Raw genomic sequence first — 13750 nt, 5'->3', positions numbered from 1 at the left:
CTACTAACCGTGGCCGTGTCATGACTTATCTCACAGCATGTACGGATGTATGGGCTGTGAGCGATAATGAACGCGCCAAGGGCCTGCGGATTCCGGCAACTTCGCGCTGATGACCTCTGAAATGGCGCGGGTCTGCCTCAATGCTTCCGTCGGGCGGGCGGAGTTGAAGAAAAGGGCGACGGCGAATCCGTTCGCATGGGGGGTTACGTAGCTGTGCTGCAGATTACCGGCACGCCGTATGGAATGGCTCGCATTGCTCAGAATTTCGAGGATGAGTGAATGCGCGGCGCGCTCGGCGCCGGCGGGGTCCTCGGTGTGGGCGGCGATCCGCTCCACCTTCAATGCGGTCATATGCATGGGTTCATTGTCCCGTGCAACTGTGCGTACCACCCAGTCGTCGATGCGGCAGCAAAGTGACTGGCCGGAAGATGTCATGCGGGGATGGACCGATGAAACTGGCGGCAGGGCAGCCTGATACCGAAATGCCCGGGATGCGTGACACGCACTTGTCGTGCCTGGGCATCGGCCCGCATGCCGGGATGATCTACAAGGCCATGATCCGGAACCACGAGTGGGGGGTCGCCGACCTGGTCGGCCAACTCGGCCTGACCGAGGACGAGATCAGGCGCGGGCTGGACGAGCTCGCCGCCTCGTCGCTGATCCGCCCGTCCTGGGAGGACCCCGGGATGTTCAGCGTGGTGAAGCCCAGCGTGGCCATCGGCGCGCTGATATCGGCCCAGCAGCAGGAAATCCTGGAAATGCAGCGCCGGCTGGAGGAGGGCCGGGCCGCGATGGTCGACCTCATGGCCGAGTTCGAGCTCGGGCAGGGGGAATTCCAGGGCGGCGGGGGAATCGAGTGCCTGAGTGGCCTCGATTCCGTGCGACTCTTTCTGGAGGAGATTTCCCAGGAGGCGGCCAGTGAGGTGCTGGCGCTCATTCCACGGGCTTCGCTGACTCCGGAGAGCATGGAGGCCAGCCGGGCGCTCGACGAGAAAATAGTCGCGCGTGGCGTGGACGTCCGCACGGTTTATCTGGACAGTGTCCGAAACCATCCGGCGACCCGGCGGTACGCGGCGTGGCTGAATGAGCACGGTGGCGAAGTGCGGACCGCGCCGCTGCTGCCGATGCGGCTCATCCTGGTCGACCAGAAGGTCGCCCTGCTGCCGATGGACCTCCAGGACTCCGGCCGGGGCGCGCTGGTGGTGCGCCAGCCCAGCATCATCTCGGCGCTGCTGGCCCTCTTCGCCAGGATCTGGGACGACGCCCGCCCGCTGGGCACCTCCGAGCAGCCGGACGACCAGGGGCTCAGCCCCCAGGAGCGGGAGCTGCTGCGGCTGCTGGCGTGCGGGATGACGGACGAGGCGGCCGGGAAGCAGCTCGCGATCTCGGTGCGGAGCGTGCGCCGCCTGATGTCCGACATCATGGCCCGCCTCGAGGCGCGCAGCCGGTTCGAGGCCGGGGTGCGCGCCGCGGAGCGGGGCTGGCTGTGACCCCTCAGCGCAGGGCGACGCGGGCCACCGAGGGGCGGGCCAGGCTCAGGTAGTCGGCCGTGTCCAGGGCCACCGACATGTCGAGGCGGCCCGTGTTGAAGAAGATCTCCTCGTACGCGGTGAGCTCCTCGTCGACCAGCACCTCCAGTTCGCCGGAGCACAGGTCGAAGGGGGCGATGGAGCCGCTGACGCTCCCCGTGAGCCGCTCGGCGACCTCGCGGGTGGCGAACGACGCCTCCGTGCCGCCGAGCAGGTCCGCGACCGCGGCGCGGTCCACCTTCCGGTGGCCCGGGACCACGGCCAGCACGTACCGGCGGCGGCGCTTGCCGAAGGCCACCCGCAGCACCAGGGTCTTCGCGGCCTGCTCCAGCGGGTGGCCGCGCAGCAGGCTCGACAGCTCGGTCCGCCCCTCCGGCGGGTGCGGGATGAACCGGTGCCGGGCGCCGGTCAGCCGGAACATCGCCGCGAGCGTGGCGTGCACGTCCAGCCCGGTCCCGGCGGCCGCCGGGGCTTGTGGAGCCTGTGCGGCCTGCGGGGTTTGTAGGGCCTGCGGGGCGCGTACGGCCAGGGCCTCCAGGGTGGGCGTCATCGGGTGCTCCGGTCCAGGATCGTCGCGGCGGTGGCACGGGCGAGCGAGAGCGCGTCGCCGAGGCGGTCCGCGTGGCGTCCGCCGGCGCTCGCCAGGGCGCCCTTGCCGCCCGCGCCGCCGCCGATCGCGGCGGCCGCCTCCGTCAGCGCCTCCTGGGCCTCGATGCCCCGCTCGCGCAGCCGGCTGCCGACCGCGGCCGCCAGCATCGCCTTGCCCTCGTGCGTGGTGCCCAGGACCACGATCCCCGCGCCCGAGGCGAGCCGCAGGGCCACCGTCGAGGCCAGGCGGCGCAGCTCCTGCCCGGTGACGCCCTCCACCCGGGAAGCGACCAGCAGCCCGCCGGGAACGGCCTCGGCCTTCTCCGCGACGCCCGCCGCGATGGCGGTCAGCTCGGCGCTGCGCATCCGCTCCACCTCGCCCTGGGCCAGGGCCAGCAGCTTCAGCCGCTTCTCCAGCGCGGCCACCGCGTCCTCCGGACGGCTGCCGAGCAGCCCGGTGAGCTCCCGCAGCAGCGTGCGCTCGCGCTGGGCGGACGCCAGGGCCTCGAAGCCCGTCCAGGCCTCGATGCGGCGCAGGTTGGCGCCCACCGAGGCGTCGCCGACCAGCCGTACCGCGCCGACCTGGGCGCCGTGGGCGACATGGGTGCCGCCGCACAGCTCGCGGGAGAAGTCACCGATGTCCACGATGCGCACCGTGTCCTCGTACTTCTCCCCGAACAGGGCGAGCGCTCCGGCCCGTTCGGCCTCGGCGCGGTCCGCGTGCCAGACCCGCACCTCCGGGTCGGCGAGCACGCGCTCGTTCACGCGGGCCTCGATCTCGTCCAACTGGCCCTGGGCCAGGGCCGAGAAGTGCACGAAGTCGAAGCGCAGCCGTCCGTCGTCCACCAGCGAACCGTGCTGTGCGGCGTGCGTGCCGAGGACCTCGCGGACCACCGCGTGCAGGATGTGGGTGGCGGAGTGGGACCGGGCCACCGAGGCGCGGCGGGCCGCGTCCACGGCCGCCTCGGCCGTCTGGCCGGTGCGGACCTCGCCCTCGGCGACGCGCGCCGTGTGGACGTGGAAGCCCGGCAGCCCGTTGCGGGTGTCGGTGATCTCCAGGACCGCGCCGTCCGCCGTGCGCAGTACGCCGGTGTCGCCGACCTGGCCGCCCCGCTCGGCGTAGAACGGCGTGGCGTCCAGGACCAGTTCGACCTGCTGTCCGGCCGTCGCCGCGGGCACCGGGCGGCCCTCGTCCAGCAGGGCCAGCACGGTGCCCTCGGCGGTGGTGCGCTCGTAGCCGAGGAACTCGGTGCGGCCGTGCCGGGCCACCAGCTCGCGGTACGCCTCCTGCCGGCGCAGCGCGGCGGCGGTCTTCGCCTTGCCGCCGCTCTTGGCGCGCTGCTGCTGGGCGCTGAGCAGGGCGGCGAACCGGTCCTCGTCGACGGTCAGGCCGGCGTCGTGCGCGGCCTCCAGGGTCAGTTCGACCGGGAAGCCGAAGGTGTCGTGCAGCTCGAAGGCGGTGTCGCCCGAGAGCGCGGGGGACTTCTGCTCCTTCGCCCGCCGCACGGCGGCGTCGAGCAGCTTGGCGCCCTGCCGCAGCGTGCGGCCGAAGGACTCCTCCTCGGCGCGGGTGACCTGCTCGATCAGCGAGGCCTGCTCGCCGAGCTCGGGCCAGGCGGAACCCAGGTTGGCGATGACGCTGCCGGTGACCTCCGGAAGCAGCGGCCCTTCGATGCCCAGCAGCCGCCCGTGCCGGACGGCGCGGCGCATCAGGCGGCGCAGCACGTAGCCCCGGCCCTCGTTGCCGGGCAGCACGCCGTCGGCGATGAGGAAGGCCATGGCGCGGGCGTGCTCGGTGACCACCTGGAACGACACCTTGTCGGCGCCGCTGCCCGGGTACTCCCGTCCGGACAGCTCCTGCACCCGGCGCAGGGTCGGGGCGAGGAGGTCGGTGAGGCAGACGTTCTCCACGTCCTGGAGCAGGACGGCGAGCCGCTCCAGGCCCATGCCGGTGTCGATGCCCTTCGTGGGCAGCTCGCCGAGGATGGGGTAGTCGGTCTTGCCCTCGCCCTCGCCGCGGTCGTACTGCATGAAGACCAGGTTCCAGATCTCCATGTAGCGCTCGTCGTTGACGGCGGGGCCGCCGTCCGGGCCGAAGGCGGGGCCGCGGTCGTAGTACAGCTCCGAGTTGGGGCCGCAGGGGCCGGGCACGCCCATGGACCAGAAGTTGTCCTCCTTGCCCAGCCGCTGGATGCGGGAGGCGGGGATGCCGACGCGCTCCCAGCAGCGGATCGACTCGTCGTCGTCGAGGTAGACGGTCGCCCACAGCCGCTCGGGGTCGAGCCCGAAGCCCTTCGTGACCAGCTCGTACGCGTAGGCGATCGTCTCCTGCTTGAAGTAGTCGCCGAACGAGAAGTTGCCGAGCATCTCGAAGAACGTGCCGTGCCGGGCGGTGCGGCCGACGTTCTCGATGTCCGAGGTGCGGGCGCACTTCTGCACGGAGACGGCGCGCGGGTGGGGCGCGGCGCTCTCGCCGAGGTAGTACGGCTTGAACTGGTTCATGCCGGCGTTGGTGAGCAGCAGGGTCGGATCGTCGGGGACCAGCGGGCTTGACCGGACCGGCTCGTGGCCGCGGTCGGTGAAGAAGTCGAGGAAGGTGGAGCGGATCTGCTGGGAGTGCACGGGTTCACCTCGGTGCCATGGGCGGGGCTGCGGAAGCTGTGGACTGCGGGCTGTGTGAGAAAGGCGGACGGGCGGGGCGGGGACGGAGCCGGCTCAGACCAGGCACGGGATCGCGGAGACGGACGTCACGCCGAAGGCCGGCTCCCGCACCAGGGCGGGGTGACCGCCGCGCAGCCCCGGGTGGCGCTCGTCGAGGGCCCGGAACAGGGCCTCGATCTCCATCCGCGCGAGCGCGGCGCCGAGGCAGAAGTGGCCGCCGCGCCCGAAGGCGACGTGGCGTCCGCCGGTACGGCGGATGTCGAAGCGGTCGGGGTCGGCGAAGACCTCGGGGTCGCGGTCGGCGGCCGCGAGGACCAGCACGACGCGGTCGCCCGCGGCGATGCGGTGCCCGGCGAACACGAAGTCCTCCCGGGCGGTGCGCGGCGCGAAGTTGAACGGCGACGCGAACCGGACGGACTCCTCCACGGCCGCGCCGTACGGGACCTCGCCGCCGCGCAGCGCGCGGTGCTGCTCCGGGTCGGCGAGCAGGCAGGCCATGCCGACGGCCGCCGCGGTGGCCACCGGTTCGGCGCCGCCGGTGAGCAGCTGGGCGAAGAGCGCGGTGACCTCCTGCGCGTCCAGCTCCCCGCTGCCGTCGGCGTGGAGGGCGGCCAGCAGCGCCGCCATGGGACCGGCCGCGCGCGGCAGGACGGTCCCGGTGACGTACGCGGTCAGCTCGCGGACGGCGAGACCGGCGGCGAGCGCCGTGTCCTTCTCCAGCACCGGCATGCTCAGGTAGCGGATCAGGGCGTCGGACCAGCCCGTCACGGCGTCGCGTTCGCCGTCCTCGATGCCGAGGAAGGCGCAGATCGCGGTGAGCGCGTAGGGGCGGGCCACCTGCTGGAACAGGTCGCCCTCGCCCGGCCGCAGGGCCTGGACCGCCTCCTCCGCGCAGGCGCGCAGGGTCTCCTCGAACGGCGCGAGGCTGCGCGGGGTGAAGGCCCGCTGCAGCGCCTTGCGGGCCTTGAGCTGGTACGGCGGGTCGGCGAACACCAGCCACTTGCCGAGGAACCGCTCGACGGGCGCGAAGGCCGCGCGCATGTCGTCGGTCATCGCGGCGAGCATGGCGGTCTTGTCGCGGGCGCCCAGGGCGGGTTCCAGGAGGAGCGCCTCGACGTCGGCGTGCCGGGTGACGTACCAGCTGCGGGTGGGCTCGTTCCAGTGGACCGGCTCGTGGGCGCGCAGCTTCGCGAAGAAGGGCGCCGGGTCTAGGGCGACCTCGGGCGCGAGGATCTCCTCGGGGGAGAAGGCCGCCAGGGTGTCGGCAGGCATGGGGGTCACCGGGCTTCCTGGGTGTGCGCGGCGGCGGTGAGCCGCCGGGCCGTGGCCTCGACGCCGGCGGCCAGGTCGAGCAGGGCCCGCGCGCCGAGGGCGGCGGGGTCGGAGGTCAGGCGCAGGTACCGGCGGCCGTCGGGGCGGTCGGGGTCGATGACCTCGGCCAGCACGTCGCAGGCGACGGCGTGCGGGCGCAGCCGGGTGGGCGCGAGGCGCGCCTCGCCGAGCCGCAGCGTGCGGGTGGCGCACAGGGGCCGGTCCGTGAACACCGCGTGCGTCCACGGGGCGTGACCGTGACCGTTGGGCTCGGTGGCGCCGGGCTCCTCCGGGCCGAGGGGCCGGCCGCGTACGGCGGAGACGGCGGCGAGCACCCTCCGGAAGGCGTCTCCCAGGTCGTCGAGGCCGCCTTCCGGGATGTGGACGCGGACCGGCGCCGGGGCGGCGCGGCCGGGCACGGCGAGGCCGGTGCAGAAGTCCCGCTGTCCGGTGACGCTGCCCAGGGCCAGCGCGTACACGGCGAAGAGCACGCAGGCCGGGGTGGCCGCGGGGTCGTCGGCCAGCGCCAGCAGCCGGTCGACGACGGGACCGTCGAGGGTGATCTGGTGGTACGGGGGCGGCGGCGCCGCGCCGTCCGGCCCTACGGGCGCGGGGGTGACGGTGGGGTGCGGCTCGGGCGCGGCGGTGGTGAGGTGCGGCTGGGGCGCGGCGGTGGCGTCCGCGTAGCACCGTTCGATCTCCGCCTCCAGCAGCTCCAGTTCCAGTTCCAGCCCCGGCTGCGGATCAGAGCCCGGGCCCGGCTTCGGCGTGGAGGCGGACCGGTGCACCTGGACGACCAGGAGGCAGCCACCGCTCCAGCGGCGCAGCTCGGCGCGGACGGGTGCCGCGCCGCTTGCCAGGTCGAAGGGCCGGGGCGCGGCGGACTCGGCCGCCTTCAGGGCGGTGTCCACCGCCTCCCAGCCGAGGCCGGGGGTGTCGTGGACGGTCACCGCCGGGGCGGGGCGGCTGCCGGGACGGCTGCCGGTGGCGCGGGCGAGCGCGTCCCGCAGGCGGTCCGCGTCGACGGCCGCGCCGGTCGTGTCGAGGTACCCGAGGGTGACGGCGTCGGCGGGGCCGAAGCCGGTGGACCACCGGGGTGCGGTGCTCTGTTGCTGGGAACCTGTCATGGGAAAACTCCTCTCCAGGGCGTCCGTGGGGGCGGGGTGCGGGGTCAGGTGCGGGCGGGCTCGGCGTGCCCGGAGCGCTCGGCGACCGGGTCCACCGCCGGGTCCACCGCCGTGTCCGCCACGGGCACCGCCGCGGCGGGCCGTCGGGCGTGGACGGCGAGGAGCAGCAGCGGGGCCACGGCGCACAGCGCGGCCATGCCGACCGCGTACGGCGTCCCGGAACCGGAGGTGACCAGGGCCCCCGCGACCAGCGGACCGGTCACGAAGCCCACCGAGGTCGACATGCCGTAGGCGGCGTTGAAGCGGCCCCGGAGCTCCGGGGCGGCCAGCGAGTTCACCAGCGACGGCATCCCGGTCGCGTACAGCGTCTCGGCGGTGGCGAACAGCACCATCGCCGTGATCAGCAGCGTGAGCTGCCCGGCCCCTCCGGGGAGCCCGGCGGCGACGAGCACCAGCGCCCAGTTGGCCGCCCACCCCACGCCGGCCAGGGCGATCGTGCGGGTGTGCCGCCACCGCTTGACCAGGTCGTGCAGGACCACCTGTGCGGCGATCACGCCGACGGTGTTGACCGCGAACAGCACCGCGATCAGGGAGGTGCCGACCCCGGTGTGGGTCACCAGGAACGCCGGGTAGCCCGCCTCCAACTGCCCATACGAGGCGAAGTAGAGGGCCCCGCCGACGACCATCACCAGCGGGAACGAGCGGTGGGCGAACACCTGCCGGTAACCGGCCGGGCGCGCGTCCGGGGCGGACCCGGCCGGCGTGTCGGCGGGCGGCGCGGGGTCCAGTCCGCGCAGCACCAGCATGAGCACGGCCACCCCGAGGTAGCTGAGCGCGTCCACGGCGTACAGCAGCCGGAACGACAGCGGGTGCGCCGTGCTGGCCACCACACCGCCCAGCAGGCCGCCGATGCCCATGGCGGCGTTGGCCAGGGTGAAGCTGGAGCCGAACACCACGGGGTGGGAGGCGTCCGGCACCGAGGCGGCGAGCAGCGCGTTCCATGCCGACGAGCCGCCCAGGCCGATGCCCCACACCGCGGAGGCCAGCAGGAAGTGCCAGCCCTCGGACGCGACCGCGTACCCCGCCACGCCCACCGCGCTCAACGCCATGTGCCCGGCGGCCGCCCGGCGCGCCCCGACGCGGTCGGCGAGCCGTCCCGCGTACAGGCCGCCGGCGATCACGGCGACCGAGGTCACGGAGACGGCGTGCATCGCGGTCTTGAGGCCGAGGCCGTTGACCTGGTGGACGTAGACGACGAGGAACGGCAGGACCAGGCCGGACCCGATGTTGTTGACCGCGCCGAGCGCCAGCAGCGTCCGCGCGGGGCGGGGCAGCGAGGCGAGGTCCTTCAGGAGGGACACGGGCTTTCCTTTCGGTCCGTTCGGGCGGCGGGGGCGGCGACGGTCGGGCTCAGGGTGCGGACGACCGGCCGGCCGCCGTCCGCCTCGACGCGCACGGCGGCTCCGAGCGGGAGGGTGAGCATCGGGTCGGTGTGCCCGAACGGCAGGTCCAGGAGGATCGGGACGTCTCCCGGGAAGGCGTCCAGAAGGATGCGGTGCAAGGCGTCCGTGCGCTCCGGGCCGTACGGGCCGCCCGGCGTGCGCCCCACCAGCACGGCGGTCGCGCGCTCGGCGATGCCCAGGTGGCGCAGCTGGGTCAGGCTGCGCTGGAACGCCGGGACGGTCAGTCCGTCCTCCGTGCCCTCCAGGCACAGCACGGTCGGCCCGTCCGGCGGGGCCAGCCAGCGCGTGCCCGCCAGGAAGCCCAGCGTCGGCACGTTCCCGCCGAACAGCACGCCCTCGGCACGGCCGGGGCGCAGCACGTACGCGCCGCCCGGGTGCCGCGGCCGCTCCTCCTCGTCAGCCGAGGCCCAGTCGCCGTACGGCTGGGTCCACCACGACGGCAGCGGCCAGACGCCGTCGTCCTCGGCGCCGTGCCCCGCGCCGTCCGCCGCGCCGCCCGTCAGGGTGCGGCGCAGGTGGTCCACGGTCTCCGGGAACGGTGCGGGCCATTCGCCGAACTGCGGCAACAGGGCGGGCCCGTAGAAGACGGTGGCCCCGGTGAGCGCCTGGCAGCCCAGCAGCAGCGCCGTGTTGTCGCTGTACCCGACGAGGATCTTCGGCGGGAGCGAGGCCAGTTCGTCGAGGTGCTCCAGCAGGTCGTTGGAGTTGTTGCCGCCGATGGTGGTGAAGACCGCGCCCACCTCGGGGTCGGCGTACAGGTCGAGCAGGGCGCGAGCCCGCTCCCGGCCGGTGCCGGCGATGGCGCCCGCGTACCGGCCCTCGGGGGCGAGCCGCACCGGGCTGCCCAGGGCGCGCTCCAGCGCGGCCACGGCCCGCCGGGTGCGGGCCGGGAACCGGCCGGCGGCCCAGGCGCTGGTCGCGGCGACGCCGACGACCGCGCCGGGCCGCAGCGGCGGCGGGGCGGTGGTGGTGGGCAGGCCGGCGCTCACGCGGACGGCCCGCCGAACAGATAGCGCAGCGCGTTGCCCGACAGCAGGCCCCGGGCGGCCGCCGCGTCGGAGCCGCGCAGTTCGAGGGCGCCCAGGATGCGGCGTACCGCGTCGGGGGTGTCGGCGCCCAGGATCCGGCCGTCATCCCAGGGCTGGAGGTGCCAGGGCGTGTCCAGCGAGAACATCAGGCGCGGCCCGCACGCGGCGATCAGCTCGGCCAGCCGGGCGTCGGAAGCCGCCGGACCGGGGTCGCCGACGGTCCGCTCGCACACGGCCTCCCAGGGGCCGAGGTCGGCGTACACCCCGGGGTTGGCCAGGATCTCGGGGAGCCCGGGGTTGAGGAAGCCGAGGTGGGCGATGCTGACGCGGGCCCCGGCGGCGACGGCCGCGGGGACCACGTCGGCGCGGATCTCGGCGAGGTCGCCGAGGCGGCCCTCGGGGGAGCAGTGCAGCACGGTCGGGACGTTCCACCGGGCGCCGAGGGAGAGGTAGCCGCGGGCCACGTACGCGGCGAGCGGGGTCTCCGCGGCCGGCGGGTGCCACTTGAGGGCGAACACCTCGTCGAGGCGGCCCTCGTAGTCGGCGGCGAAGTCCTCGGCGTCGCGGAACGGGTCGGCCATCAACGCGGGCATGGGGAGCCCGGCGGAGACCGGGTGGTCCTTGCGGAACCGGGCGCAGTCGTCGAGGAGTTCGAGGTTGCGCTCGCGGATCACGCGGGTGCACGTGGCGGGGTCCACCGGGACGCCCGCCGGCTTGAACCGGCGGTAGTACGGCATCGGCAGTACGAGCGCGCCGACGGTGGCGGGCGGCTCGGGCAGGTGCGCGCGCCCGAGCGAGCCGAGCAGCCGCATGAGCTGCTCCACCGACTGCCGGTAGGTGTGCTCCGAGGTCGCGTCGTGGTGGATCAGTTCGGCGCCGGCGTGCTCGTGGGCGCTGATCAGCACGGTGCCGCGCGCCAGGTGCTCCCGCACCTCCTCGCGTACCGGCCCCAGGGGGACGCGGATCCGTTCGCTCGGCGCGGCGTGCGGGGTGGCGCTCGGGGTCGTGTGCGGGGTCGTGTGCGGGGCGGTGGTCGCCGCGGGCTGCGGGGGCGGGTCCGTGGGGAGCAGGCCGTAGGCGACGACGTCGACGCGGCCGGCGTGGGTCGTGCCCGCCTCGCGCAGCACGCCCTCACGGATGAACCCCGCCTTCTCCGCCACGCGTTGGGAGCCGTGGTTGCCGGTCGCCGCGAACAGCGTGACGCGGTGCACGGGCGTGGCGGCGAACACCCAGGCGGCGACGGCGCGCACGGCCTCGGGAGCGAAGCCGCGCCCTCGGGCGGCCGGGACCGTCCAGTAGCCGATCTCGGTCGTCAGCTCGCGCCAGTCGGTCCGCTTCAGGCCGAAGCAGCCGACGAGTTCACCGGTCGCCGCGTCCTCGGCCGCGAACTGGACGCCGTCGCCACTGGTCAGCGACTCGGGCGCGCCCTGGGTGCACCACCAGCGGGCGTGCTCCTCGGTGTACGGGCTCGGCAGCGGCAGCCAGCGCTGGGTGGTGGCGTCGTCGCAGGCGGCCCGGACGCCGGGCACGTCGCGCTCGGCGAACGGGCGCAGCACGAGGCGCTCGGTCCGCAGGACCGCCTCGGGGAAACGATTCATCTCTCCTTCTCCTTCTCGCCGCTACTTCTCGCCGCGGAACTTGCGGCCCAGCAGGACCGAAGAGCCGGTCGCGCGCCCGCAGCAGGCACACGCCCGCGCTGGCTGCGGGGGCCACGCCGCGTCGTCGAACGGGACGCCGTTCTCACCGGCGAGCCGGCCGATCACATCGAGTTCGGGGTGGTCCAGGGCCGCGCCCGCGCACGCGTCGCGGTGGCACAGCGGCACCCGGGCCGCCGCGGGTACGTCCGCCGCGGCGACGGCCGTCGGGCCGTCGGCCCCCGGGAAGGCGTCCAGGTCGAGGACGCGGGCCCGGTGCGCCGCGGTCCGGTCCCGGACCAGGTCCGCGCCGAGTGCCGCCAGCCGCTGGGACACCCGCTCCGCGAGGTCCCGCTCGTCGACCGGCTCGCCCTCGCCCGCGTCCGCGCCGAGCAGCAGCTCCTCGCCGCGCGCCGGGCCCTCCACGGTCAGGAACAGGGGCGCACCGTGCGTCCGCGCCCGGGCCGCGCGGGCCTTGAGGCCGCGGTGGTCGTCGTACGCCTCGGCGCGGACTCCCCGCTCCCGCAGGGCCCGCGCCAGTCGGTCCGCCCGCTCGGCGCTCTCCAGGAGAGCGGGCACGACGGCGACCTGCACCGGGGCGACCGACGGGTGGTACACCGGCCGGTCCGGGTCGTCGTGCGAGTGGACCAGCAGGGCGAGCACGAGGCGCGCCGAGAAGCCGAAGTTGAGCATCGTCAGCGGCTCGTCCCCGTGGCGCACCCCGAACGTCTCGCTGAACCGGGTGCCCAGCTCGTACACGGACGTCAGCGTGGTCGAGGCGCCCTCCGGAAGCAGCGTGACCAGCTCGTGGCGGCGGTCGGCGTACGCGCCCTTCGCGCCGGGTTCCTTGACCCGTTCGACGGCGAAGGTCGGCAGGCCCAGGGCCGCCGCGACCCGGCCCGGGCCGTGCAGCAGGAAGGCGACGTCGGCGGAGGGGTCGCCGGTGAAGGCGGCCTGCGCCTCGAAGAACGGCCACACGAACCGCTCCATCCACAACGGCCGCATGCCGTGGCCCTCGTGGCGGCCCACGGTCCGCACGGTGCTGACCCGGAACGGCGGAGTGCGGCCCTCGCGGAGCCAGTCGGCCATCGCCAGCGAGATCTGCGCCTCGATGGTCGAGGCGAGCACCAGCGGCTCGTCCCCGCCACCCGGCGCGCCCCGCCCCTCGGCGTCCCGCAGCAGGTACACCCGGTCCAGGAAGCTCTTGATGGAGCCGGCCTGCCGCTCCAGGGCGGACAGCGGCACCGCCGAGGGCAGTCCGAGCTCCTCGTAGCCGCCGTCCGCGAACAGCGCGCGGAAGGCGTCCAGGACGCGGTCGCACAGGGCGTAGCCGTGGGGAAGCCAGCCGCTGGCGCCGGCGACGGGGTACTTGGCGTGGATGACGTGGGAGCGCTGGAGTGCCGCGGCGTCCCCGGCCCATGCGGTCACCGGGCAGTCTCCGTCCCGCGCAGCAGCGCGTACTGGGCGATGTGGAAGAAGGTCACGTTCAGCGGCCGCAGCCGGTTGTCGGCGTCCACGTAGCAGGCGCCGTACCGCTTGGCGGCCTCCGCGGGAAGCGAGGTCACCGAGGCGGTCACCCGGCCCGCGTGCCGCCACACCAGCGCCTCCCCGGTCAGGGCCCAGGGCTCCGGCGCGGGGCCGGCGCCCCCGCCGACGCCGAGCTCGTCGAGGATCCGGCCCACGAGCGGGACCAGGCCGGCGTCCTCTCCCTCGGGCCCCGCGAGCAGCCCGTCCGCGCACACCAGGTCCTCGGCGTGCACGTCGGCGACCGGGGACACGGCGGGGCCGCCGGACCAGAACCCGACCGGAAGCTCCCGCCAACTGAAGCGCTGCTTGGAGACGAGCGGGAGCCCGCGCAGGCACAGCCCGGCGGTCGGGTACCAGCCGGTGGGCTGCTCCGAGTCGTGCGTGGTGAGCGCCGTGCGCCGCAGCCCGGGACGGAGCAGTTCGCGCACCGGGCGCACGAGCACCGGTGGCACGAGGACCGGCAGGTGGGTCCGGCGGACGGACGCGGCGCGCAGCAGCGGCTCGATCAGCCGCTGGGAGTCGCGCAGCAGCTCCATGGCCGGGCCGCTCAGTACGTAGTGCCCGGCGGGCCCGTGTTCGCGCCGGACCAGCTCGGCGGCGGCGCTTGCGGTCGCGGCCACGCTCGTGGCCACGCACGCGGTCGCGGTCGCGGTCACGCTCGAGGTCTCGGTGACGGTGACGGTGGCGGGCACGGGTGCCACGGCGTCGGTGGTCAGGGGCATGAAGGGTCCAGTGCGGGAGGTGGGTGTGGAGTTGGGCGACGGCGGGTGCGCGGGCGGGTGTGTGGGCGGGGCGGGGGCCGGCCCGGCGGGGACAGGGGGGGGGGGGGGGGGGGGGGGGGAGGGGGGGGGGGGGGGGGGGGGGGGGGGGGGGGGGGGGGGC

General features: G+C 74.9%; 11 protein-coding genes. 1 reads left to right on the top strand and 10 read right to left on the bottom strand.

The annotated features are described in order from the left end of the window. Nucleotides 1-30: 30 nt before the first annotated feature. Nucleotides 31-435 (bottom strand): hypothetical protein, encoded by a 405-nt coding sequence (locus AC07FJ_RS15240; RefSeq protein ID WP_479049163.1) that lies wholly within the window; start codon nucleotides 433-435, stop codon nucleotides 31-33. A 14-nt stretch (nucleotides 436-449) separates the two neighbouring features. Here AC07FJ_RS15240 and AC07FJ_RS15235 point away from each other — a divergent pair, with 14 nt between their 5' ends. Then, a complete protein-coding gene (locus AC07FJ_RS15235; RefSeq protein WP_479049161.1) occupies nucleotides 450-1490 on the top strand; it encodes a LuxR C-terminal-related transcriptional regulator in 1041 nt (346 codons plus the stop codon). Nucleotides 1491-1494: 4 nt separating this feature from the next. Here AC07FJ_RS15235 and AC07FJ_RS15230 read toward each other — a convergent pair whose 3' ends face one another. The 9 genes from AC07FJ_RS15230 to AC07FJ_RS15190 all read right to left on the bottom strand — a co-directional run bounded on the left by AC07FJ_RS15230 (nucleotide 1495) and on the right by AC07FJ_RS15190 (nucleotide 13590). Then, nucleotides 1495-2079: a YbaK/EbsC family protein gene (locus tag AC07FJ_RS15230; RefSeq protein WP_479049159.1), complete on the bottom strand. Its 585-nt coding sequence runs from the start codon at nucleotides 2077-2079 to the stop codon at nucleotides 1495-1497. Beyond that, nucleotides 2076-4739, bottom strand: coding sequence for an alanine--tRNA ligase (alaS, locus tag AC07FJ_RS15225; protein WP_479049157.1), 2664 nt, complete (start codon nucleotides 4737-4739; stop codon nucleotides 2076-2078). The genes AC07FJ_RS15230 and alaS overlap by 4 nt, the downstream gene beginning before the upstream one ends. Nucleotides 4740-4832: 93 nt before the next feature. Further along, complete coding sequence (locus tag AC07FJ_RS15220) at nucleotides 4833-6050, bottom strand: cytochrome P450 (protein ID WP_479049155.1); 1218 nt, start codon at nucleotides 6048-6050, stop codon at nucleotides 4833-4835. A 5-nt stretch (nucleotides 6051-6055) separates the two neighbouring features. Further along, nucleotides 6056-7216, bottom strand: coding sequence for a hypothetical protein (locus AC07FJ_RS15215; RefSeq protein ID WP_479049153.1), 1161 nt, complete (start codon nucleotides 7214-7216; stop codon nucleotides 6056-6058). A 44-nt stretch (nucleotides 7217-7260) separates the two neighbouring features. After that, entirely contained in the window at nucleotides 7261-8577 is a 1317-nt protein-coding gene (locus tag AC07FJ_RS15210) for an MFS transporter (protein ID WP_479049151.1), read from the bottom strand. Then, nucleotides 8565-9668 (bottom strand): S66 family peptidase, encoded by a 1104-nt coding sequence (locus AC07FJ_RS15205; RefSeq protein ID WP_479049149.1) that lies wholly within the window; start codon nucleotides 9666-9668, stop codon nucleotides 8565-8567. Before AC07FJ_RS15205 ends, AC07FJ_RS15210 begins: the two co-directional genes overlap by 13 nt. Further along, nucleotides 9665-11305, bottom strand: coding sequence for a GNAT family N-acetyltransferase (locus AC07FJ_RS15200; protein WP_479049147.1), 1641 nt, complete (start codon nucleotides 11303-11305; stop codon nucleotides 9665-9667). The genes AC07FJ_RS15205 and AC07FJ_RS15200 overlap by 4 nt, the downstream gene beginning before the upstream one ends. Before the next feature lie 21 nt (nucleotides 11306-11326). After that, entirely contained in the window at nucleotides 11327-12769 is a 1443-nt protein-coding gene (locus tag AC07FJ_RS15195; RefSeq protein WP_479049145.1) for a His/Gly/Thr/Pro-type tRNA ligase C-terminal domain-containing protein, read from the bottom strand. After that, entirely contained in the window at nucleotides 12766-13590 is an 825-nt protein-coding gene (locus AC07FJ_RS15190; protein WP_479049143.1) for a hypothetical protein, read from the bottom strand. Before AC07FJ_RS15190 ends, AC07FJ_RS15195 begins: the two co-directional genes overlap by 4 nt. Nucleotides 13591-13750: the final 160 nt, after the last annotated feature.

It is taken from the genome of Streptomyces sp. NPDC045998, assembly GCF_056430285.1.
Note: the sequence above shows the minus strand (reverse complement) of the source record. Positions and strands in the feature narration are given on the sequence as shown.

Bases quoted from the DNA above. Each gene is read 5' to 3' on its own strand.
- AC07FJ_RS15230 (WP_479049159.1), bottom strand. From the start codon at position 2,079: ATGACGCCCACCCTGGAGGCCCTGGCCGTACGCGCCCCGCAGGCCCTA.
- AC07FJ_RS15235 (WP_479049161.1), top strand. From the start codon at position 450: ATGAAACTGGCGGCAGGGCAGCCTGATACCGAAATGCCCGGGATGCGT.
- AC07FJ_RS15240 (WP_479049163.1), bottom strand. From the start codon at position 435: ATGACATCTTCCGGCCAGTCACTTTGCTGCCGCATCGACGACTGGGTG.
- AC07FJ_RS15200 (WP_479049147.1), bottom strand. From the start codon at position 11,305: ATGAATCGTTTCCCCGAGGCGGTCCTGCGGACCGAGCGCCTCGTGCTG.
- AC07FJ_RS15190 (WP_479049143.1), bottom strand. From the start codon at position 13,590: ATGCCCCTGACCACCGACGCCGTGGCACCCGTGCCCGCCACCGTCACC.
- AC07FJ_RS15215 (WP_479049153.1), bottom strand. From the start codon at position 7,216: ATGACAGGTTCCCAGCAACAGAGCACCGCACCCCGGTGGTCCACCGGC.
- AC07FJ_RS15220 (WP_479049155.1), bottom strand. From the start codon at position 6,050: ATGCCTGCCGACACCCTGGCGGCCTTCTCCCCCGAGGAGATCCTCGCG.